At 74.6% G+C, this 22,066-nt stretch carries 14 protein-coding genes, 1 tRNA gene, 1 other RNA gene and 8 pseudogenes; 13 read left to right on the top strand and 11 right to left on the bottom strand.

Going from position 1 to position 22,066, the window contains the following annotated elements; all coding sequences use genetic code 11:
* Window positions 1-29: 29 nt before the first annotated feature.
* The gene (locus BM536_RS16850) at window positions 30-1,001 is read right to left on the bottom strand and encodes an LLM class F420-dependent oxidoreductase (protein WP_094103081.1); all 972 of its coding nucleotides are present in this window, start codon (window positions 999-1,001) and stop codon (window positions 30-32) included.
* Between the two features lie 107 nt (window positions 1,002-1,108).
* Between BM536_RS16850 and BM536_RS16845 the strand changes: the two genes are divergently transcribed.
* Complete coding sequence (locus tag BM536_RS16845; protein ID WP_094103080.1) at window positions 1,109-2,548, top strand: serine hydrolase domain-containing protein; 1,440 nt, start codon at window positions 1,109-1,111, stop codon at window positions 2,546-2,548.
* Between the two features lie 264 nt (window positions 2,549-2,812).
* Here BM536_RS16845 and BM536_RS42885 read toward each other — a convergent pair whose 3' ends face one another.
* A complete protein-coding gene (locus BM536_RS42885; protein ID WP_245873569.1) occupies window positions 2,813-3,262 on the bottom strand; it encodes a hypothetical protein in 450 nt (149 codons plus the stop codon).
* Between the two features lie 143 nt (window positions 3,263-3,405).
* Here BM536_RS42885 and BM536_RS42880 point away from each other — a divergent pair, with 143 nt between their 5' ends.
* Window positions 3,406-3,855 carry a hypothetical protein gene (locus tag BM536_RS42880; protein ID WP_245873567.1) on the top strand — a complete coding sequence of 150 codons (450 nt, stop codon included), beginning with the start codon at window positions 3,406-3,408 and terminating at the stop codon, window positions 3,853-3,855.
* Here the strand turns inward: BM536_RS42880 and BM536_RS42875 are convergent.
* The 7 genes and pseudogenes from BM536_RS42875 to BM536_RS16810 form a co-directional block, all read right to left on the bottom strand.
* A pseudogene (locus BM536_RS42875) lies at window positions 3,840-4,247 on the bottom strand (protein kinase domain-containing protein); the annotation flags it as partial. The gene BM536_RS42880 and the pseudogene BM536_RS42875 overlap by 16 nt on opposite strands.
* A 515-nt stretch (window positions 4,248-4,762) precedes the next feature.
* Window positions 4,763-5,722, bottom strand: coding sequence for a threonine/serine dehydratase family protein (locus BM536_RS16835; RefSeq protein ID WP_094103139.1), 960 nt, complete (start codon window positions 5,720-5,722; stop codon window positions 4,763-4,765).
* 88 nt (window positions 5,723-5,810) lie between these two features.
* Entirely contained in the window at window positions 5,811-6,830 is a 1,020-nt protein-coding gene (locus BM536_RS16830; RefSeq protein ID WP_211362897.1) for a polyprenyl synthetase family protein, read from the bottom strand.
* Window positions 6,831-6,898: 68 nt separating this feature from the next.
* Entirely contained in the window at window positions 6,899-7,969 is a 1,071-nt protein-coding gene (locus BM536_RS16825) for a tetratricopeptide repeat protein (RefSeq protein WP_094103078.1), read from the bottom strand.
* A gap of 209 nt (window positions 7,970-8,178) precedes the next feature.
* A pseudogene (locus tag BM536_RS16820) lies at window positions 8,179-9,506 on the bottom strand (CAP domain-containing protein).
* 94 nt (window positions 9,507-9,600) lie between these two features.
* Window positions 9,601-9,957: pseudogene (locus BM536_RS16815) on the bottom strand (response regulator transcription factor); the annotation flags it as partial.
* A gap of 185 nt (window positions 9,958-10,142) precedes the next feature.
* A complete protein-coding gene (locus tag BM536_RS16810; RefSeq protein WP_073498453.1) occupies window positions 10,143-10,853 on the bottom strand; it encodes a siderophore-interacting protein in 711 nt (236 codons plus the stop codon).
* Window positions 10,854-11,020: 167 nt separating this feature from the next.
* Between BM536_RS16810 and BM536_RS16805 the strand changes: the two are divergent.
* The 5 genes and pseudogenes from BM536_RS16805 to BM536_RS16785 all read left to right on the top strand — a co-directional run bounded on the left by BM536_RS16805 (window position 11,021) and on the right by BM536_RS16785 (window position 16,917).
* Window positions 11,021-13,068: pseudogene (locus tag BM536_RS16805) on the top strand (penicillin acylase family protein).
* Window positions 13,061-13,653 (top strand): annotated as a pseudogene (locus BM536_RS44365) (GNAT family N-acetyltransferase). The pseudogenes BM536_RS16805 and BM536_RS44365 overlap by 8 nt, the downstream one beginning before the upstream one ends.
* On the top strand, window positions 13,650-14,123 hold the full coding sequence (locus tag BM536_RS16795) for a cupin domain-containing protein (protein ID WP_073498455.1): 474 nt from the start codon (window positions 13,650-13,652) through the stop codon (window positions 14,121-14,123). The pseudogene BM536_RS44365 and the gene BM536_RS16795 overlap by 4 nt, the downstream one beginning before the upstream one ends.
* The gene (locus BM536_RS16790; protein ID WP_079275224.1) at window positions 14,120-14,893 is read left to right on the top strand and encodes an SDR family NAD(P)-dependent oxidoreductase; all 774 of its coding nucleotides are present in this window, start codon (window positions 14,120-14,122) and stop codon (window positions 14,891-14,893) included. Before BM536_RS16795 ends, BM536_RS16790 begins: the two co-directional genes overlap by 4 nt.
* Before the next feature lie 133 nt (window positions 14,894-15,026).
* Window positions 15,027-16,917: pseudogene (locus BM536_RS16785) on the top strand (copper resistance CopC/CopD family protein).
* Between the two features lie 202 nt (window positions 16,918-17,119).
* Here the strand turns inward: BM536_RS16785 and BM536_RS16780 are convergent.
* On the bottom strand, window positions 17,120-17,695 hold the full coding sequence (locus BM536_RS16780; protein ID WP_073498461.1) for a GlcG/HbpS family heme-binding protein: 576 nt from the start codon (window positions 17,693-17,695) through the stop codon (window positions 17,120-17,122).
* A 317-nt stretch (window positions 17,696-18,012) separates the two neighbouring features.
* Between BM536_RS16780 and BM536_RS16775 the strand changes: the two genes are divergently transcribed.
* The 4 genes and pseudogenes from BM536_RS16775 to BM536_RS16760 all read left to right on the top strand — a co-directional run.
* A complete protein-coding gene (locus tag BM536_RS16775) occupies window positions 18,013-19,140 on the top strand; it encodes a sensor histidine kinase (protein WP_094103138.1) in 1,128 nt (375 codons plus the stop codon).
* A complete protein-coding gene (locus tag BM536_RS16770) occupies window positions 19,137-19,763 on the top strand; it encodes a response regulator (RefSeq protein ID WP_073498463.1) in 627 nt (208 codons plus the stop codon). Before BM536_RS16775 ends, BM536_RS16770 begins: the two co-directional genes overlap by 4 nt.
* A gap of 25 nt (window positions 19,764-19,788) precedes the next feature.
* Window positions 19,789-20,007, top strand: a pseudogene (locus tag BM536_RS16765) (DNA-binding protein); the annotation flags it as partial.
* 196 nt (window positions 20,008-20,203) lie between these two features.
* Window positions 20,204-20,356, top strand: a pseudogene (locus BM536_RS16760) (site-specific integrase); the annotation flags it as partial.
* Between the two features lie 62 nt (window positions 20,357-20,418).
* On the opposite strand, the gene BM536_RS16755 reads toward BM536_RS16760, so the two are convergent.
* Window positions 20,419-20,506: transfer RNA gene (locus BM536_RS16755), tRNA-Ser, on the bottom strand.
* 72 nt (window positions 20,507-20,578) lie between these two features.
* On the opposite strand from BM536_RS16755, the gene ffs reads away from it, so the two are divergent.
* An RNA gene (gene ffs, locus BM536_RS16750) (signal recognition particle sRNA small type) lies at window positions 20,579-20,677 on the top strand.
* 45 nt (window positions 20,678-20,722) lie between these two features.
* On the top strand, window positions 20,723-22,066 hold a 1,344-nt coding region (locus BM536_RS42870; protein ID WP_245873521.1), incomplete at its 3' end, for a DNA polymerase III subunit gamma and tau.

Genomic DNA, 22,066 nt, shown 5'->3' with positions numbered 1-22,066 from the left:
CCGTCACGCCGGTGGGGGGCCGGGGGGAGTCAGCCGAACGCGTCGCGCAGGGCGGGCAGCAGCGTCTTCTCCGACCAGTCCAGATACGCCGGCTGCGTGTCGCCCCCGATCTGCACCAGGGCGATCTCCGTGAAGCCGGCCTCCGCGTACGGACGGACCGCCTCGACGAAGGCGTCCGGGTCGTCGCCGCACGGGATGGACGCGGCCACGTCGTCCGGGGTGACGAACTGGGTCGCCGACTCGAAGGAGTCCGGATGCGGCAGCTCGGCGTTCACCTTCCAGCCGTTGCCGAACCAGCGGAACTGGGCGTGTGCCCGTTTCACCGCCGTGTCCCGGTCGGGGTCGTAGGAGACCGGCAGCTGGCCCACGCGCGGCTTGCCCGATCCGCCGTGCCGGTCGAAGGCGTCCAGCAGCCCGGCCTTCGGCTCGGTGGCGATCACCAGGTCGGCGAGGCGCCCCGCGAGCGCGCACGACTGCTCCCCGGAGACGGCGATGCCGATCTCGGGCGGCGCGTCGGGCAGGTCCCACAGCCGGGCCGAGTCGACGTCGAAGTGTGTGCCGTGATGCGTCACGTGGCCGCCCTCGAAGAGCGCCCGGATGATCTCCACGGCCTCCTCGAGCATCTCGTGCCGCACGTCCACGGCCGGCCAGCCACCGCCCACCACGTGCTCGTTGAGGTTCTCCCCGGAGCCGAGCCCCAGCCGGAAGCGCCCCTCGGACAGCAGCTGCATGGTGGCGGCCTTCTGCGCCACGACCGCCGGGTGGTAGCGGACCGTCGGGCAGGTCACGTACGTCATCAGCGGAATGCGCGAGGTGGCCTGGGCGGCGGCGCCCAACACGCTCCACGCGTAGGGGGAGTGGCCCTGTGACCGCAGCCACGGAAAGTAGTGGTCCGAGGTCACCGAGAAGTCGAAACCGGCTTCCTCGGCCCGCACCACGTGGTCGACCAGGTCACGAGGGCCGGCCTGTTCGGTCATCATCGTGTATCCGATTCGCACCATGTGTGACGGGTCCCCGGGGAACGGGGCAGGAAACCGGCCGCGGGCGGGACCGGAAAAAGCCCGGACCTCCCTCGCCGTCCGCCCGGCATTCGGGGAAGGATGCGGACATGAGCGCCCGTCCACTGCCTGACAGCACCCCGTCCGCCCAGGGCGTCGACGCCTCGGGCGTCCTCGCCTTCCTCGACGCCGTCGACGCGGCCGACGCCATCGAGCCACACAGCCTCATGGTCCTGCGGCACGACCATGTCGTCGCCGCCGGCTGGTGGGCGCCGTACACGCCCGACCGCCTCCACCTGCTGTACTCCCTCAGCAAGAGCTTCACCTCGACGGCCGCCGGGTTCGCCGTCGCCGAGGGGCTGATCGGGCTGGACGACCCGGTGATCTCGTACTTCCCGGAGTTCGACGCCGACATCACCGACCCGCGCAGCCGCGCGATGCGGGTGCGGCACGTGGCGTCGATGGCGAGCGGACACGAGGCCGAGACCCTGGACCGGGCCCGCGCGCTCGACCGCGACGACCTCGTCCGCGGCTTCCTGCTGCTGCCGCCGGACCGCGATCCGGGCACGGTGTTCGCGTACAACCAGCCCGCCACCTACACCCTCGCCGCGATCGTCCAGCGCGTCACCGGTCAGTCCCTCACCGCCTACCTACGGCCCCGGTTGCTGGACCCGCTCGGTTTCGGCGAGGTCGCCTGGCTGACCGACCGGACCGGCCGGGAGCTGGGCTTCAGCGGCCTGCACGGCACCACCGACGCGATCGCCCGGCTGGGCCGGCTGTACCTGCGCGAGGGCGAGGCGGACGGGCGGCGGCTGCTGCCGCGGGAGTGGATCGCGCAGGCGACCCGCGAGCACATCCCGACGGCGGGCGCCATGGGCGACACCGACCGGCAGGACTGGGATTGCGGGTACGGCTTCCAGTTCTGGCGCTCCCGGCACGGCTACCGCGGCGACGGAGCCTACGGCCAGTTCTGCCTCGTCCTGCCCGAGCACGACGCCGTCATCGCCACGACCGCGGCGACCCCCGACATGCAGGGCCTGCTGGACCTCGTCTGGGAGCACCTCCTGCCGGCGTTCCGCCCGGCCCCGCTGTCCGGTCGCCAGGACGCCGACGCGGCCCTCGCCGACCGCCTCACCCGCCTCGCACTCCCGCCCGCCCCGGGCAAGCCCGCCCCGCCGGACCGCCCGCGCGCATGGTCGGGGACCGCCTTCACTCCGGACGGCGGTGTCTGCGCCGACCAGCCGAGCCTCACCGGCGTGCGCGTCACGGCGGACGGGGACGGTTGGACACTGACCCTCGCCGAGGGCGACGAGCGCCTCGCACCGCGCCTGGGCCCCGGCGGCTGGACCGTGACCGAGGAACCCGTGCCCGTCGCGGCGAGCGGCGGCTGGAGCGACGGCGACACCCTCGCCGTGGACCTGGCCTTCCTGGAGACCCCGCACCGGCTCCGGGTGACCTGCTCCCTCCCTGCCAGGACCTTCACCGCCCGCTGGGCCACACAGCCCCTGCACGGCGGCTCCCTGCACATGCGGCGCGCGCCGCGGTCCTAGCTGGGGCCTGTCGTTTGGATCACGCCGCAGACGCGGGGCCCGTCACGCACATCTGCCGCGTTGTCGTCACTCGCCGACGCTCCGCGTCGACGCCCTCCTTCGCCTCGCGGTTGCACGCACCAGGCCCCGCTCACCGCGCTGAACAGCACAGTCGATTTCCTGTGGCCCGATCCGAACGACAGGCCCTCGGCCCCGGCCGGGGTCCGGCGCTCCGTCGTTCCGCACGACCGGCGGCCCGGTTCGCCGGCCTCCGAGGGGGACGGCTCAGGGCGAACCCGGCCGGAAGGTGCTCAGGAAGGTGTCCAGGGCCCGGTCGTTGGCGGGTTCGTCCCAGTCGGCCGCGGGGGTCGTCCAGCGCAGGGAGAAGCCCCGGTGGTCGCCGAGGAGGAAGCCGCGGCCGAAGGTGCGTACCCGGGTGCCGTCGACGTCGACGACCCATTCCATGTCGGCCGCCTCGTAGCCCCGGTACGTCGTCGCCTCGATCGCCCCGATGCGCGCGAACCCGTCGGCCCGGCGCAGGCCCGGCTCCACGTCGTCGCGCCAGACCGCCACCGGGTCCGGGCCGACGCGTTCGCTGTAGGTGACCGCGAGGGTGCGCGGATCGCCCTCGGCGCCGAACGTGACCCGGTAGGCGAGGTCCCCGGTGCGCGAGGTGTCCAGCCGGCTCCAGTCCTCGGGGAGGGCGACGGAGAAGCCCTCCTGCGCCCGGAACACCCGGAAGCCGGCCGGCAGGGCCCCGGCGGTGGCCGACGGGGAGGCGGCAGTGGGAGTCGGGGCCGAGGTCGGGGTGGGGCCGGCGGAGGCCGCGGGCGGTGAGGACGCGGCCGGCGGGCTCGGGGCCGGCGTCGGGCACGTCCGTGACTTCGTCGGCGCGGTCCTCGCCGGGCGGGGCGCTGGGCGCGGTCGGGCGGGTCCGCGCGCTGTCCGACGACGTGCTCTCGGTCCCGGGCAACTGGCCCGTCGCGGCCAGGACGGCGACCGTCATGGCGATCACGGCCAGCGCGGTCCCGCCCGCCACGGCCCGCCCGTTCCACCCCCGACCGGCGACCCGCTCGACGGCGTACGCGCGCCGCAGTCGGGGCTCGGGCACCCCGTGCGTGTCCTCGTCCAGGACGCGGGCGAGGCTGTGGCGCACCGCCGGCCGGGTCATCCGCTCCCGCGAGTCCTTGCGCAGCAGGCCCTGGATGGCGGGTCCTAGCGGACCGGCCCGCAGCGGAGTGCGCAACGGCAGCCGGTCCACGCCCTTCAGCGTGGCCTCCGGCCGGTCCCGGTCCCGGTACGGCGGCCGGCCCTCGACCATCGTGTAGAGGATCGCGCCCACCGCCCACAGATCCGCCGCAGGCCCGATCCGCTCGTCCCGCGCCTGCTCGGGGGAGGCGTACGACGGGGCCGCGAGGCGGGGAGCCAGGGCCACGCCCGCGAGGCCGAAGCCGGTGACGACGACCGGGCCGTGTGCCCGCACGAACACCTGACCGGGGCTCAGCTCGCCGTGGGTGATGCCCTGGCCGTGCGCGACCTCCAGCACGTCGAGCAGCTCCAGCCCGATGCGCGCGGCGCGGGCGTGCGGGAACACGCGCCGCTGCTCGATCAGTTGGCCCAGGGGGAGGCCGTCGATCCACTCGGTCACGGTCCACAGGGACCCCGTCTCAGCGAGGGCGTCGAGGACCGTGGCGACCCGGCCGGGGCACACCCGGGCCATCGTCTCGGACATCCGTACGACGCGCTCGGCGGCCCGGTGCGCGTCCTCCTCGCCGAGGCCCGTGGGCAGCCCGATCCGGGTGATCAGACACGGGCGGGTGCCGGCCGAGTCGTCGGCGTACTCGCCGTACCAGCCGACGCGGTTCGTCTCGCGGTGGACGACGTCGAGGAGCCGGTACCGACCGGCGACCAACTCGTGCTCGGAGACGTGCGCCTTGACCATGGTCATCCCTCGCTGAAACCCCGGCTGCTCACCTTTCCCAGTGGTACGGCGATCGAGAGGGTGTGCGTTCAAGAGATCCGCAACTCCGCCGTGATTTCTGTCTTTCATTCAAAAATGGCGGCGAGAAAGCCGATCAAATGTGCGAGGAAAGGAAATTGCTTCGGGCCGTCCAGGGGTGTAACCAGCGGTAAACGGCTGCCGGGCGGCCACGGAATCGCCCGCGACGGGCGTCGGTCCATTCCAGGACTACGGCCGCCGCGGGCGTTTTCCTCGGCCCCGCGCACACCGAAACGTCAGCGCAGTCCGAAACGCTCGACCCAGGACGCCATGTCCACGGCCGACGCGTTGCCCCCGCAGACCACCAGCCCCAGCCGGGCGTCCGGGCCCACCCGCTCCACGACCCGCCGGGCGGCCGGCAGCAGACATCCGGCGGCCGGCTCGGTCCACACCTTGGCGTGCTCGGCCAGCTCCAGACAGCCCCGTACGGCCTCCCGGTCCGGCACCACGAGCACCTCGCCCACCAACGCCGCGACATGCTCGTACGTCAGCGGTGCGACGGCCGGCGCGCTCAGCGTGGTGGAGATGGACGACACCTCCACCGGCACCGGACCGCCGGCCTTGAGCGCCTCCGCCATCGCCTCCGCGCCCTCGGTCTCCACACCCCAGATCCGCACCTGCGGCCGTAGCGCCCGCAGGGCCGTGGCGACACCCGAGATCAGCCCGCCGCCCCCGACGCTGACCAGGACGTCCGTCAGCTCGTCGGCGTCCCGCGCGAACTCCAGGCCGACCGTGCCCTGCCCGGCGATCACCACCGGGTCGTCGAACGGGTGGACCAGCGTCAGCCCTTCGTCCCGCAGGTCGTTCACGAGCGAGAAGGCACTGCCCATCCCGTCCGTCAGCCGCACCGACGCGCCCGCCTCCTCGGCGATCTCGATGGCACGGGCGGGCGCCGAACGCGGCATCACGACCGTGGCCTTCACGTCGAGGGCGGCGGCCATGACCGCCACCGCGATCCCGTGGTTGCCGCCGCTCACCGCCACCACCCCGGCCGCGCGCTCCGCCTCGCCCAGCGAGAGCAGTTTCGCCGCCGCCCCGCGCGCCTTGAAGGAGCCGGTCCGCTGGAGCAGCTCCAGCTTCACGGTGACGGGGACGCCGAGCAGCCCGGAGAGTCCGGGACTCGGGAGGGTCGGGGTGCGGACGACGTGCCCGGCGATCCGCTCCGCCGCGGCTTCGATGTCCGTGATGCCGATCAAGACGACCACCTTTCCCGCGCGCTGTGCCGCGCGCTCTTTGCACCCTGTCGCGCGTCGGTGGCCCAGGTCAACCGGGTCCGGACGGTGGTCAGAGGTCGCGCCGCACCAGGAAGTCGAGCAGCGACCGCAGGTCGCCCGCGGCCCGCGTCCGCAGCGGCACCCCGGCGAGCGCCGACTCCACGGCGGACACCTGTCGGCGCGCCTCGGCGAGCGCCGCCGTCCGGCCCCCGGCCTCCTCGACCAGTACGGCCGCCTCGGCCGGGTCGCCCCCCGACTCCAGCAGCCGGGCCAGGCGTCGGGCCGCCGGTGCGGGGGACTCCAGTGCCGCCAGCACCGGGAACGTCTTCCTGCCCGCGCGCAGGTCGCCGTGGACGGGCTTGCCGGTCACGGCCGGATCACCCCAGATCCCCAGCAGGTCGTCGACCACCTGGAAGGCGATCCCCAGATGCCGCCCGGCCCGGTCCAGGGCGATGACGGTCGCCTCCGGGGCACCGCCGAGCACGGCGCCCAGCGCGACGGCGCAACCCAGCAGTGAGCCGGTCTTGCCCTCGGCCATCGCCCGGTACGCCTCCGGCCGCACCCGCTCGGGCCCCGACCAGGGCCGCGCGGCGAACAGCAGGTCGTCGGCCTGCCCGTGCACCAGCTCGGCGAGCGCCCCGGACAGCAGCCGTACGCCGCCCGCGCCGCCCGGGGCCGCGGCGAGCGTCTCCACGGCCAGCGCGAACAGGGCGTCGCCCGCGAGGACCGCGGGTCCCGTGCCGTAGGCCTTCCAGACGGTGGGGCGGCTCCTTCGCGTGGGGTCGCCGTCCATGATGTCGTCGTGCAGCAGGGAGAAGGTGTGCACGAGTTCGACGGAGACGGCCGCGGCGACACCGGCCCGCGCGGGCGCCCCCGCCGCCTCCGCGCCGAGCACGGCGAGGGCCTGCCGCAGCCCCTTCCCACCGGACGCGGCGGCAGGGGCTCCGCCGACCTCGCACCAGCCGAGGGAGTACGCGGCCATCTCTCCCACCCACGGATGCAGCCGGCCGACCGCCTCGGCCAGCGCGGGCCGCACCAGCGCGCGGCAGCGGTCGAGAACGGCCGGCGCGACCGGTGGAGTCGGACGCACCGCCGAGGCCGCGGCGGGGTCCGCCGCGGCCGGGGGGAACCCCGTGGAGAACGTGGTGGACAGGGGCGTCACCGTACGGCCTCCGCGGTCTCGCCGCGCGGACCGGCCGGGTCCGTCCCGATGCCCAGTTCCTCTTCGGCCCGGCCCACCATCTCCCGCGCGTGCCGCAGCCCGATCCGCTCCAACTCACCGGCCAGGGCCGTCAGTTCCTTGGCCGTCTCGGAGCGGTCGCGGCCCAGGCGGGCCAGCGACTTGGCGAGCCCGAGCCGGGCGAGGGCCTTCCCGCGCGGCTCGCTCATCGCGCCGAACTCGGCGAGGGCCCGTTCGTAGAGGTCCCGGGCCTCGGCGTAACGGGCGGCGCGGTACAGGACGTTGCCGCGCATCTTGTGGTTGTAGGCCAGCGCTCCGGTGAGGTTCATCGCACGGCAGGTCGTCTCCGCCTCGGACAGCAGCGCGAGGGCGCGCTCGGTGTCGCCGTCCCGTGTCGAGACCACGTCGGCCAGGCCGCGCAGCGCCCAGGCGTGTCCCCGCCGGTCGTCGGCGCGCGCCGAGATCTCGGCCGCCTCCTCGAACAGGGCGTGAGCGGTGTCGAGATCCCCGGAGTTGCGGTGCATCTGCGCGATGCCCTCCAGCGCCCACACCGTGTGCCGCGCCTCGCCGCGCCGGCGGGCCTCGGCGAGCAGTTGCTCGTGCAGCCGGCCGACGGCCTCGTAGTCCCCCTGGATACGGCCGGTCTCCGCGAGCCCGGCCAGCGAGTACCCGCGGACGACGACGTCCCCGCCGCGCTCGCCGAGGTCGGCCGCCAGCCCCAGCAGCCGTCGGGCCAGCGGGAAGGCGCCCCGCTGCCGGGCCAGTGTGCCGCCGCTCCACAGGGCCCACGCCATCGCCGCCACGTCGCCCGCGTCCCGGGCCGCGCGATAGCTCGCCTTCCAGGCCAGGTCCGCCTCCCGCACCTGGCCCAGCCGACGGTGGGCCTCGGCGACGGCGAGCCCGGAGCGGGCCACCTCGGCACGCTCCCCGGCCCGCTCGGCGGCCGCCAACCGCTCGGTGCCGGCGGCCAGTACGTCGACCAGGGAGGAGTTCACGGACAGGGTGGTGAGGGCGCCCTGATACTCGGGGGCGGAAGCCTTGCCGTACATCGATTCCTTTCGGCCACCATGTATACGCTATGTGTATACATGGCGTGTATAGTGCGCCCGGAATGTGCCCCGGCCGTGGGGTGGCCGGGGCGGGCGTCACCGGATGCTCTGTGGTGTCGCCGGTCAAGACGTGCGTACGGCGGGCCGGGTTGCCTGTGAGGCGCAGATCACTCGGCGGGCCGAAGCGGGCGGGCGGGGGCCATCGGGCGTCAGGCGCCGAAGAGTTGGGTCCAGTACGTCCCGGACGGACCGCCGCCCGCGAAGCCGACGCCGATGTGGGTGAAGTCGGGCTCGAGGATGTTGGCGCGGTGGCCGGGGCTGTTCATCCAGCCCTCCACCGCCTCGGCCGGGGAGCGCTGGCCGCAGGCGATGTTCTCGCCGATCGTCCGCCGCGCCGAACCCGCGGCGGCGGCGCGGTCCCACGGCGGCCGCCCTCGGGCGAGGTGTGCGAGTAGAAGGAACGGGCGACCATGTCCGCGCTGTGCGCCCGGGCGGCGGTGGCGAGCAGCGGATCGACGGCGAGCGGCCGCAGTCCCGCCCGCGCCCGCTCCCGGTTGGTGCGGTCGACGACCTCCGCCTCGGTCCCCGCCAGCCCGGCCGGTGTCAGCGGGCTCGCCCACAGGGCCGTCCACAGGACGTCACCGGTGCGGCCGTCCTCCGCCCGGGCCAGGCCGGCGTGGGTGAACGCCGGATCGTGCAGGGTGCGCCGGGCCTGGTCGGTGCGCAGGCAGTACCCGAGGAACTCGGCCGGGGTGCGGGGACCGGAGACCAGGTGTTCGCCCACGGCGAGGTAGCGGAAGCCGGCGGCCGTGACGCGCTGGTGGACGGAGACGCCGTCGGCGCCCATGGTGCCCAGCCGGCCGGCCGCGGCCATCGCGGTGACGTGGGCGCGGGCCGCCGAGACCAGCCGGGCGTCCAGCGAGACGGGCGGTGACCCGGCCCCGGCACGAGCGGAGTTGACCGGTCCCCAAAGCCCCTCCGGATCGGGGGCGCGAACGGATGCGGGCGCCGGCGCGGCAGCGGTTCGGGGCGCGGGAGACCCCTGGGCGGCGGTCCCTTCGTCGGCGACCTCCACCCCGAAGTCCCGGGCCAGCCCGGCCAGTCCGTCCGCGTACCCCTGCCCCAGTGCCCGCAGCTTCCAGACGTCGCCGCGCCGGTACACCTCCGCGAGCAGCAGGACCGTCTCCTGCCGGGCGGGCGGGGGTGTGAACCGGGCGAGCGGACGGCCCTGCCGGTCGGTGACCTGGAGCGTGGGCGCGGGCAGTCCGCCCGGCGAGGTGCCCGGCTCGACCGCGCTGACGACCACCGTGACCCGGGTCGCCCCGGCCCGCAGCCGCGCCGGCTCCAGCGTGAGCGTGCCGCCCCGCAGCCCGGCCCCCGGCGCCGTCGGCTGGTTGTAGAACACGAAGTCGCCGTCCCCGCCCACCTTGCCGCTGTCGTCCGTGACCAGCGCGCACACATCGAAGGGGCCCGACACCCGGACGGCCAGGGCACCCTCCGGCAGCGCCACATTGGCCCCGGCAACCAACTCGCTCATCCCGCCGCCCCGCTGTCCCGGCCCGACCCTCACGGAGCCTTGCGGGGAGAACGGACGGCGGAGCGGAGGCGTTCCCCCCGGGGGCCGCCCGACCTCAGCCCGAGGCCCCCGCCCCCGGCTCCAGCAGCCCCTCCCGATGGGCGACAGCCACCGCCTCCGTACGGCTGGACGCGCTCAGCTTCGCCAGGATGTTGGAGACGTGGACGCTGGCCGTCTTCCCGCTGATGAACAGTTCCTCGCCGATCTGACGGTTGCTGCGGCCCAGGCCGAGCAGCCGCAGGACGTCCCGCTCACGGGCCGTGAGGGCCGCCGGTCCCTCCCGGCCGGGCGGCGCGGGCGCGAGCCGGCCGCGCCGGATGAGGGCGTCCACCCGCTCCAGCAGCGGCGCCGCCCGCAGCCGTACGGCCGTCTCCCGGGCGGCGCGGAGCGGCCCGGCCTCCGTTCCGGCCCGCCCCGGGGCCCGGCCCCGTTCCGCCCCGCCCGTCACCCTCGCTGTCGGGCCGACCGGCCCGTCATCCGCCCCGCTCGGCCTGCCCGTCACCCTCGCTGTCGGACCGTCCAGCCCGTCATCCGCCCCGCTCGTCATCCGCCCCGCTCGTCACCCTCGCCGTCAGACGGTCCGGAACGTCCGGCCCGTCATTCGGCCCGCCAGTACCCCAGCGCGTGCGTCCGCTCCTTCGGGACCGCCAGGTCCTTGCGGACGTACGCCGACAGGGCGCGGGTGGTCCGGGTGTCGCAGGCGATCCAGACGTACGGGTCCGCGGTGGCCGCCAGGAGGGCGGGCAGCTCGGTCCTCACCCGGTCGATCAGTTCCGTGCGGGGGGTGCGGCGGAGGTCGTGCCGAGCCGGGTCGGTGCGGAAGGGGAGGTCGTCCCCGCCGCCCTCGAACCAGATGGTGGCCGGGGCGGAGTCGAGGGCGTCGAGGAGGGAGTTGATCGCGGGGAGCGAGGCCGGGTCGCCGATCGCGAGGATGTGGGAGGGGGCCGGGGCGGGTTCGGCGAAGCCCGTGCCCTGGACGGTGGCCTCGATGGTGTCACCGGGCTTCGCTGCCCGCGCCCAGTCGCTGGCGGCGCCCTCGTGCAGGGCGAACTCCAGGGAGAAGGTGCCGGCGGCGGGGTCGGGGTCGACCAGTGTGTAGGCCCGCTGGTGCGGTTTGCCCGCGTTGGTGAACCACAGCCGTACCCACATCGTGGGGTGGACGCCGGTCGCGGCGAGCAGCCCGCCGTCGGTGAGGTGCAGCCTCCGGTACTCCGGGGTGACCTGCTCGGCTCCGGTCACGGTGAGGGTGAAATCCTTCGCCCGCATCAATTTGAGCACCGCGCCCTCCCAACCCCTCCCCTGCGCCATGCCTCTTCACCTCTCGCGTACGATTCCTGCACCGATTAATTAGGTGAGCCTAACCTAAAGGTCAGAGGGGTCGCAGGGTGACGAGCGAGACGGACGGAGCCGCCCGGCAGGCGGAGGGAGAAAAGGCGGAGGAGGACAAAGGGGAGGTCTACCGGGACGCCTGGGGCATCCCGCACCTGCGGGCCGGCAGCGCCCGCGCCCTCGCCCGCCTCCAGGGCCGGGTCACGGCCCACGACCGCGCCTGGCAGCTGGAGATCGAGCGGCACCGCGCGCAGGGCACCTCGGCGTCCTTCCTCGGCCCCGAGTCCCTCCCCTGGGACCGCTTCGTCCGCCGCGTCCGCCTGGACGACACCGCCCGCCGCTGCTTCACCACCCTGGAGGAGCGCGACCCCGAGACCGCCGACTGGGTACGGGCGTACGTCGACGGCGTCAACGCGGGCCTGCGCGTGACCCCCGAGTTCGAGCGCGTCGGCCTCGCCCCCGGCCGCTGGGAGCCCTGGACCCCGCTGGCCGTCTGGCTCTCCACCCACATCCTCTTCGCCGGCTTCCCCGCCAAGCTGTGGCGCGAGGAGGCCGCCCGCCACCTCGGCGAGGACGCCGTCGGCCTGTTCGCCGCCGACGGGCCCGGCACCTCCGGCAGCAACGGCTGGCTGGTCTGCGGCGAACGCACGGTCACCGGGCAGGCCGTCATCGCCGGCGACCCGCACCGCTTCATCGAGGACCCCGGCGTCTACCAGCAGATCAGACTGGCCTGCGACGAGTTCGACGTCGTCGGACTCGCCGTGCCCGGCATCCCCGGCATCGCCCACTTCGGGCACACCGGCACGGTCGCCTGGGCCATCACCAACGCCATGGCCGACTACCAGGACCTCTACCGTGAACGCCTGCGCCGCACCGGCGCCGGCGTCGAGGCCCTCGGCCCGGACGGCAGCTGGCGGCGGGTCGCCCGGCACACCGAACTCGTCCGGGTGGCGGGGGAGGAGACCGTCGAGGTGGAGGTGCTGGAGACCGAGCGCGGCCCGGTCGTCGCGGGCGGCCCCGAGGGCCTCGACGACGGGAACCCGGACGGCACCGACGACGGCACCCCGCTCGCCCTCGCCCTGCGCTACCCGCCCCGCGTCACCGGCGACCTCGGCTTCTCCGCCCTGCTCCCCCTCCTGCGGGCGCGCCGGGTCGCCGACGTCGACCGCGCCTTCGACGTCTGGGTCGAGCCGGTCAACGTCGTCCAGGCCGCCGACACCGAGGGTGGCCTGCTGCACCGGGTCGCGGGCCGCGTCCCCGAACGCGCGCGGGCCAACCGCACCCGCCTGGTCCCCGCCTGGGAACCCGGCCACGAGTGGACCGGCTGGCACGAGATGCCCCGCGCCGGACTCACCGACGGCGTCGCCGTCATGGCCAACCAGCGCGGACCGGCCGCCGGGCTGGGCGTCGAGTTCGCCCCGCCGCACCGCGCCGACCGCATCCGCGCGCTGCTCGACGAGCGCCGGAAGTGGGCCTCGTCCGACATGTCCGCCATCCACACCGACACCCACCTCGCCTCCGCCGCACCCCTGCTGGACCACCTGGCCGCCCTCGACGGCCTCACCGCGGGGGCCGCGACCTGCGCGACCGACTCCTGCGCTGGGACCGCCGTATGGACGCGGACAGTCGGGACGCGGCGCGGTTCGCGGCCGTGCGCAGCGCGCTCGTGCGCCGCCTCGCCGCCGAGCCCGCCTTCGCCGCCCTCACCGCCCCGCCCGCCTACCCCGAGGTCCTCCTCCCCTGGCTGGCCCTCCTCCCGCGCATCGGCTTCGCCCTCGAACACCTCCTGCGCGCCGAGGATCTGTACGGCATCGACCGGCCGGAACTCGTGAAGGAAGCCCTCGAAGAGGTCGCCGGGCAGCCGGCCGCCCGCTGGGGCGACACCCACCGCCTCGCCCCCTGGCGCGCCCTGCCCGACCCCTCCCAGGAGGCTCCCGCCCTCTCCGGCGACCACGACTGCGTCCTGTGCACCTCGGCCGTGCCCGGCTGGACCGACCTGGCCGCCCGCGGCCCGGCCGCCCGCTACGTCTGGGACCTGGCCCGCCGCGAGGACAGCCGCTGGATCGTGCCCCACGGCGCCTCCGGCCACCCCGACAGCCCCCACCACCACGACCAGCTCCCCCTCTGGCTCACGGGCGAGCTGGCCCCGGTCGTCACCGACTGGGCGCGCCTGACGAAGGAGAGCGATGACTGACCCGTACGTCCACGAGGAGAAGACCGAGGGCTTCGGCACCGTCCGTATCCGGCCCCTCGACGCCGAGGCCGACGCGGAGGTCGTGCACGGCTGGGTGAGCGAGGAACGCGCCGTGTTCTGGGGCATGAACGGCCTGACGCGGGACCAGGTCGCCGAGATCTACGCCCACATGGCCGGCCTCGACAGCCACCACGCCTACCTCGTCGAGCTGGACGGCGAGCCCGTCGCCGTACTCCAGACGTACGAGCCGTCGGAGGACCGCGTCAGCGAGTGCTACGAGGTCGAGCCCGGGGACATCGGCGTCCATGTGCTGATCGCGCCGCCGGGGAGCGGGGCGCGCGGCCGGGCTGGTCCGCGGCGCTGCTGCGCGCCTTCACTTCGTACGTGCTGGTGGGGAGGGACCGGCGGCGGGTCGTGGTCGACCCCGACGTGCGCAACGAGAAGGCCCTGGCCCGCTTCCTCCGCCACGGCTTCGAACCGGGACCGGTCGTCACCCTCCCGGAGATCGACCTGCCGGACGTGTACCTGCCGGAGAAGACGGCCCAACTCGCGTTCCTCAGGCGGGAGGTAGCCTTCCCCGGGTGACCCCCGAGGACCTCGTCGCGCACTACGGCATGGAGCCGATCCCCCGCGAGGGCGGCCTGTTCCGCCGTACCTGGAGCGGCCCCCCACTCCCGGACGGCACCCCCGCCGGGTCCGCGATAGTCGCCCTGCTCACCGCGGACGACTTCTCGGCCCTGCACCGCCTCCCCGGCGACGAGGTCTGGCACTTCTACCTCGGCGACCCGCTGGAACTGCTGCTCCTCGCCCCCGACGGCACCTCCCGCACGGCCGTCCTCGGCCCGGACGTCCTCGGCGGACAGCACCCGCAGCTCACCGTCCCCGCGCGCACCTGGATGGGCGCGCGGGTGACGTCCGGCGGAGCCTGGGCCTTCTTCGGCTGCACCATGGCCCCCGGCTTCACCTACGCGGGCTACGAACACGGCGACGCGGCCACCCTCACGGCGCGTCACCCGGACCGGGCCGCCGAGATCGCGGAACTGTGCCGTCCATGACCCTGCTGACGGGCCGGACGGCCCTGATCACAGGCGCGGGCGGCGGCCTCGGCCGAGGCATCGCGCTGCGCTTCGCCGAGGAGGGCGCGGCGGTGGCACTGCACTGCCGTACGGCGGTGGAGGCGGCCCGGGCCGTCGCCGCGGACATCGTGGCGGCGGGCGGCCGGGCCGTCGTCCTCCAGGCCGATCTGAGGGCCGAGGAGGAATGCCGGCTACTCGTCCGGGAAGCCGCCGAGTGGGCCGGGGGAGGTGGCGGGGGACGGCTGACCAGCCTCGTCAACAACGCGGGCGTACAGCCCGTGCAGCCCCTGCCCGGCATGACGGCGGCCGACTGGCGGGAGGTCGTCGACACCAACCTGACCAGCGTCTTCGCCTGCACCCAGGCCGCCGCCGAGGTCATGCGCGGCCAGCGCGGCGGCACGATCACCCACATCGCCTCGGTGGAGGCGGCGACGCCCGGCGAGGGTCACGCCCACTACGCCGCCTCCAAAGCGGCGGTCGTCCTGCACGCCCGCGCGGCGGCCCGCGAGTACGGCCCCCACGGCATCCGCGTCAACTCCGTCTCGCCCGGCCTGATCGAACGGGACGGCCTGGCCGAGGCCTGGCCCGAGGGCGTACGGCGCTGGCGTGAGGCGGTCGCCGTCGGCCGGCTCGGCCGCCCCGAGGACGTGGGCGACGCCTGCGTCTTCCTCGCCTCCCCGCTCTCCTCCTGGATCACCGGGCACGATCTGGTGGTGGACGGCGGAGTGTCGGCACGGCCGGCGTGGTGAGCAGGACCGGCCCGCGGTCCGTACGTATCCCCGAGCAGGGGAGTCCGACATACGGAGCGGTGACGTGAACGCAGGGCGCGACGGCGGACGGCGGAGCGGTGCGGGCGGGAGCACCCGGCGGCTTCGGGCGCTGGTGCTGCTGGGCACCACGCTCGTCCTGCTCCTCCTCGGGGGCGCGGGCCAGGCGTCCGCGCACGCCGCCCTCCGCGGCGCCGACCCCGCCGACGGGGCCGTCCTCAAGACCGCTCCCCGCAGCATCACCCTGACCTTCACCGAGTCCGTCGGCCTCATCGACGACACCTTCCGCGTCTTCGGCCCCGACAACGGGCGCGTCGGGACGGGCGAGGCACAGCACGCCGACGGCCGGTCCGACACCGCCCGCGTCACCCTCCCCGCGAAGCTCGACACCGGCACCTTCACGGTGGCCTGGCGGGTCGTGTCGGCGGACAGCCACCCCATCGCGGGCGCGTTCACCTTCTCGATCGGCGCCCCCTCCCCGACCCTGGCCACCGTCCCCAGCGGCCCCGTCGAGGACCCGGCCGTCGCCGGACTGCACAAACTCGGCCGCTATCTGGCGTACGGTGCCGCCGCCCTGCTCATCGGTACGGCCGCCTTCGTCGCCCTGTGCCGCCCCCCGGACGTCCGCCCGCTGCGCGGGCTCCTCGTGGCCGGCTGGTGGACGTTCACCGCGTCGACGGTCCTGCTGCTCCTGCTGCGCGCCCCCTACGAGACCGGCGCCGGCCCCGCCCAGGCACTCGACCCCTCCGGCCTCACCCGGACCCTCTCCGACCGCCCCGGCATCGCCCTGGCCGCCCGGCTGCTCCTGCTGGTCGCGGCCGGCGCCCTGCTGCTCCGGCAGCGCGGCCGGCCCCGGCCCACCCGGGCGACCCTCGTCACCGGCACCGCCCTGGCCGTGGGCCTCGCCCTGACCTGGGCCGCCGCCGAGCACGCGTCGGCCGGCATCCAGGTCCCCGCCGCGATGGCCTCCTCGGTGCTGCACCTGGTCGCCATGGCGGTGTGGCTCGGCGGCCTCACCGCCCTGCTCACCCTGCTCCGGCACGGCTCCCTCCCGGCCGCCGTGGCCGCCCGCTTCTCCCGGCTCGCCACCACCTCGGTCACCGTCCTCGCGGTGACGGCGTCTACCAGGCCTGCGCGGCCTCGGCACCCTCGACGCCCTCACGGACACGACGTACGGCCGGACCCTGCTCGCCAAGCTGGTGGCGGTGGGCCTGCTGCTCCTGGCGGGCGCGTGGTCGCGGCAGTGGACGGGGCGGCTGGTGAGAACGGAGGCGAAACACGCGGACGGGACGGACAGGACGGACGGGACCGGCGGGACGGACTCGAAGGAGGCGCAGGTGCCGGAGGGCGAGGAGAACGAAGCGATGGCAGGGGCGAAGGTGAAGGTGGCGGCAGGGGTCGGTGCTCCGGCGAAGGCGGGGGTCGCCGCTCGGACACCCGCGGACGGCCCCTCCCTGCCCGGCGGGCCCCGGTCCGGTGACGGTCCGCCCCTCACCCCGGCCGAGCACGCGCATCGCCGTGCCCTGCGCCGGTCCGTCCTCGCGGAGGTCGCGGTCTCCGTCGTCGTACTCGGTCTCACGACCGTGCTCACGGGCACCCTGCCCGGCCGGGCACAGGCGGAGGCGGCGACGTCCGAGCAGTCGGTCGGGCTGCCCGTCGCCTCCGTGACCACGGTTCCCTTCGACATGAGCGCCCCCGGTGCCCCCGGCGCCCGGGGCACCGTGCAGATCACCCTCGACCCGGGGCGGGTCGGCGAGAACTCGGTGCAGGCCGTGGTCTACGGCCCCGACGGCGGCTTCGCCACCGTGCCCGAACTCCGCATGTCCTTCAGCCTCCCCGGCCAGGACATCGGCCCGCTCGACGCGAGGATCACCGACCGGGGCGGCTACTGGGCCGCCGACGCCGTCAACCTGCCCCTCCCCGGCACCTGGGAGATGAGCGTGACCGTGCGGGCCTCGGAGATCGACCAGGTGACGGAGACGAAGTCGGTACGCATCACGCGCTGAGGGCGCCGCAGGCTGAACGAGCGCCGCAGGCTACGGGCGCCGCAGGCTGAACGGGCGGGTCGGCGGCGCTCGGGCCAACGACGCTCTGGTCGGCGGCGCTCTGGTCGGCGGCGCTCTGGCCAACGACGCTCGGGCCAGCGACGCTCCGGTCGGCGGCGCCGAAGCCGGCGGGTCGATACAGCCGGGGCCAGTGGCGCTCGGGTCAGCGGCCGAGGGCCGCGACGCCCGCCCGCGCGAACTTCTCGTCCAGGTCGCCCGAGGGCGCGCCCGCGACGCCGATGCCCGCGACCGGGGCGCCCTGCGCGGTGACGGGGGCGCCGCCGCCGAGGAACAGCGTGCCCGGGATGTCCTTGAGGTTCGGCGCCTGCTTCAGCCGCTCCGCCAGCTCGGACGTGGGCGCGTTCCAGGAGACCGCGGTGAAGGCCTTGCGCTCGGCGGACTCGTACGACTGCGGGCCGGCGCCGTCGCCGCGCAGGGTGACGAGGGTGTTGCCGTTCCGGTCGACGACGGCCACGGACACGTGCTGGTTCTCCCTCTCGGCGGCGTCCACCGCGGCCTGCGCGGCCTCGGTCGCGGCGGTGAGGGTGAGATGCGTGGTCCTCGTCAGCTCACCCCTGGCGGGACCGGAGACGGCGGCCGTCGTGGCGGATGCCTGGGCGGGGGAGTCGGCGGCGTTGGCGGCCACCGTGCCGAGGCCTCCGGCGGTCAGGACGGCGAGGACGGCTCCGCCGGTGAGGAGACGGTTGCGGGAGGTGCGGCGGGCGCGGGTGTGACGCATGGCTGGTTCGGCCTTCCTGAGTGGAGTGGAGTCGCGTGGAGTGGAGTCGCGTGGAGTGGGGCGGGAGCGCCGGAGCGTCCCCCGGAATCCATCCTGTGGCCGGGACCGGCCGATCCGGGTCGACGGTCCGGTCGTCCCCGGGGTCGTCCGATCGGACGACCCCCGCACCCCCGTGGCGGGCGACAATGGAGGTGTTTGCCCAGTTCAGAGGCGCCTGAGACAGGCGGGAAAGGTGAAAGAGGGTGACGACGACGAGTAACCGCGCCGAGGGAAGCCGGCCGGGCGACCGGGACGAGACCCGCATCCTCGCCCTCGTCATGCACGCGGCCTTCTTCGTCCTCCTGGCCGCCTCCCTGGCCCGCTACCTGGCCCGCCACGCCGCCGACCCCCGCACCCCGTGGATCATCGCCCTCTCCGCCCTCCTCGCGGTGCTGTACGTCCTCGGCCCGGCCCTCGGCGCCCGCCTCACGCGCCTGGCCTGGCTCGGCCCCACGGTCGCCGCGTGGGCGGTGCTGGTCCTGCTCGCCCCGAGCTTCGCGTGGTGTGCGGTCCCCCTCTTCTACGCCGGTCTGCGCAGCCTCGCGCCCGGCGCCGCGATCCCCCTGGTCGTATTGCTCACCGCCCTCACGGTCGTGGCCCAGCTGAGGCTGGCGGGCTGGCCGGACCCCAACGTCCTGCTGGCGCCCCCGGCCGTGGCCGCCGTCGCCACGACCGTGTTCGTCGTGATGCGCCGCCAGTCGGCCCGCCGGGACGCCCTGATCGACGACCTGGTCAGCACCCGCCGCGAACTGGCCGCCACCGAACGTCGCGAGGGCACCCTCGCCGAACGCGAACGCCTCGCCCGCGAGATCCACGACACCCTCGCCCAGGGCCTGTCCAGCCAGCGCATGCTGCTCCAGGCCGCGGACCGCCTCTGGGACACCTCGCCCGGAACGGCCCGCGACCACGTGCGCACCGCGGCCACGATCGCCGAACGCAGCCTCGCCGAGGCCCGCCGCTTCGTCCACGACCTGACCCCGGCCGACCTCGCGGACGGCGGCGGCCTGGAAGCGGCCCTGCGGGCCCTGGCCGACCGCGACACGACCCCCGCCCTCACCGTCCGGGTCCACACGGAGGGCACGCCGTCCGTGCCGCTCCCCGCCCCGGTCGAGTCCGCCCTGCTCCGCATCGCCCAGGGCGCCCTGGCCAACGTCCGCGAACACGCCGGCGCGACCACGGCGGCCCTGACCCTGACCTGCCTGGACGACCAGATTGTGCTGGACGTGACGGACGACGGCCAGGGCTTCGACGTACCGGCCACCACCGCCGACCCCACCGGCGTCCGCGGGCACGGCCTGCCCGCGATCCGGGCCCGCCTCCGCCAGCTGGGCGGCACCCTCACGATCGAGTCGTCCCCCGGCGAGGGCACGGCCCTGTCGGCGTCGATCCCCCTGGAGCCGAGATGACCCCGATCCGCATCCTGGTCTGCGACGACCACGCCGTCGTACGGGCCGGCCTGCTGGCCCTGCTCGGCAGCGCCCCGGACATCGAGGTGGTCGGTGAGGCGGGCAGCGGCGAGGAGGCCCTCGCGCTGGCGCGCAGACTGCGTCCCGACGTCGTCCTGATGGACCTCCAGCTGGGCGAGGGCATCGACGGCGTCGAGACCACCCGCCGCCTGCGCGCCGGGAACCCCGCCCCGCACGTCCTGGTCCTCACCACGTACGACACGGACGCCGACGTCACCCGAGCCGTGGAAGCCGGCGCCACCGGCTACCTCCTGAAGGCCGAACGCCCCGAGGACCTCTTCACCGCCCTCCACGCCGCCGCCCAGGGCCGCCCGTCCCTCTCCGCCCCCGTCGCCGGCCGCGTCCTCTCCCACCTGCGCAGCCCCCGCCCCACCCTCACCCCCCGGGAACGGGACATCCTCGCCCAGCTCTCCCGAGGCCTCCCCAACCGAGACATCGCCCGAGCCCTGTTCATCAGCGAGACCACCGTGAAGACCCACCTCCGCCGCATCTACGACAAACTCGGCGTCGACACCCGCTCAGGAGCGGTATCGGTGGCGAAGGAACAACGCCTGCTGCCGTGAGGGGCGGCACCGGAGGTCCCCACGGGCGCTCTCCCGGGTCAAGGTGGAGCCGATCACGGAGGCAGCGGCCAAGGCGGCGGCCCAACTGCTCAAGGGCGCCGGTCTGCACGGACACAAGTACGCGATCGACGCCACCGTCGCGGAAGCGGCCTTGCGTCAGCCTGGCCCGGTCGCCATCCTCACGTCGGATGTCGATGACATGACCCGGCTGTGCGGGAGCAAGGTCCGGATGATCGGGCTATGACCGCGACATCGTCCCGGGACCATGGACAGATCCGCGTGGATCCGCCGAGACCAGAGTCGCCGCAGGCCAACCCGTGATGGGTGAATCAGGCATCGACGGATGCCGGGGCATGACTGCGTTCGATGCCGAAGCTCCTCAGGGCGCGACACCTGCTGGCGGCTCAGGGCGGCGACTGCCTCTTCGTCCACGCCGTTGGGGGTGGGAGCCGGGCACCTCCGCGAGCATGCGGGCCCGGTACCTCCACGTGCCGGACGCCCTGCTCAAGGACGTCGCCCGGAAGATCGCCGATGCGATCCGGGGGACCCCGGAGACACCCGCTGTGGACAGAAACCAGGACAACGAGGTCTGAGGACAACGACGAAGGGCCCCACCCTGAGGTGGGGCCCTTCGACATCGTGCCCGGTGAGGCACTGGCGGAGGATACGAGATTCGAACTCGTGAGGGGTTGCCCCCAACACGCTTTCCAAGCGTGCGCCCTAGGCCACTAGGCGAATCCTCCGCGGCAAACAATACAAGACGTTGAGGAGTGCTCGCGAACTCGTTCCCCCCGGCCGCCATCGGGTACTGTTGGCGCAGCCCCTCACGCGGCGCTATCTGACTGAACTCCCCCAGGGCCGGAAGGCAGCAAGGGTAGGTCGGCTCTGGCGGGTGCGTGGGGGGCGCTTGCGTTCCGGGGCGGGGCCGGTTGTCGGTGGGCGCCTATAACCTCGTATGCGTGTCGTCTCTCGCGCTGTACCGCCGCTATCGCCCGGAGTCGTTCGCCGAGGTCATCGGGCAGGAGCATGTCACCGACCCGTTGCAGCAGGCGCTGCGGAACAACCGGGTCAATCACGCGTACCTGTTCAGCGGGCCGCGCGGATGTGGCAAGACGACCAGCGCGCGCATCCTGGCCCGATGCCTGAACTGCGAGAAGGGCCCCACGCCCACGCCGTGCGGCGAGTGCCAGTCGTGTCAGGACCTGGCGCGTACGGGCCCGGGTTCCATCGACGTCATCGAGATCGACGCCGCTTCGCACGGTGGTGTGGACGACGCCCGTGACCTGCGGGAAAAGGCCTTCTTCGGGCCCGCGGGCAGCCGTTACAAGATCTACATCATCGACGAGGCCCACATGGTCACGTCGGCCGGTTTCAACGCGCTGCTCAAGGTGGTCGAGGAGCCGCCGGAGCATCTCAAGTTCATCTTCGCCACCACCGAGCCCGAGAAGGTCATCGGCACCATCCGGTCCCGGACCCACCACTACCCCTTCCGGCTCGTGCCGCCGGGGACGCTGCGGGAGTACCTCGGCGAGGTGTGCCAGAAGGAGAACATCCCGGTCGAGGAGGGGGTCCTGCCGCTCGTCGTGCGCTCCGGCGCCGGCTCCGTGCGTGACTCCATGTCCGTCATGGACCAGCTCCTCGCGGGCGCGGGCGAGGCCGGTGTGACATACGCCATGGCGACCTCCCTCCTCGGGTACACGGACGGCTCGCTGCTCGACTCCGTCGTCGAGTCGTTCGCGACCGGTGACGGGGCCGCCGCCTTCGAGGTCGTGGACCGGATCATCGAGGGGGGCAACGACCCGCGGCGGTTCGTCGCCGACCTGCTGGAGCGGTTGCGCGACCTCGTCATCCTCGCCGCCGTCCCGGACGCCGCGGAGAAGGGGCTCATCGACGCCCCCTCCGACGTCATCGAGCGGATGCAGGCCCAGGCGGGCGTCTTCGGCGCCGCCGAGCTGAGCCGCGCCGCCGACCTCGTCAACCAGGGCCTCACCGAGATGCGCGGCGCCCACTCGCCCCGCCTCCAGCTCGAGCTGATCTGCGCCCGCGTACTGCTCCCGGCCGCCTACGGCGACGAGCGTTCCGTCATGGCCCGCCTCGACCGGATCGAGCGCGGCGTGAACTTCTCCGCGGGCGCGGCCCCGGCCGGAATGCCCGCCGTCGGCTACGTCCCCGGACCCGAGGCACACGCGGTGGCCGCCCCGGCCCCGACCGGCGCCCCCGTCCCACCGGGCGTCGGCGCGGCAGCCGCCCGCGCGGCGGTACGCGGCCCCGCGGCGGCCCCGAGCCACACCGGCGCCCCAGGC

Origin of the sequence: Streptomyces phaeoluteigriseus, from assembly GCF_001896135.2 — a bacterium.
Classification (GTDB): domain Bacteria; phylum Actinomycetota; class Actinomycetes; order Streptomycetales; family Streptomycetaceae; genus Streptomyces; species Streptomyces phaeoluteigriseus.
Note: the sequence above shows the minus strand (reverse complement) of the source record. Positions and strands in the feature narration are given on the sequence as shown.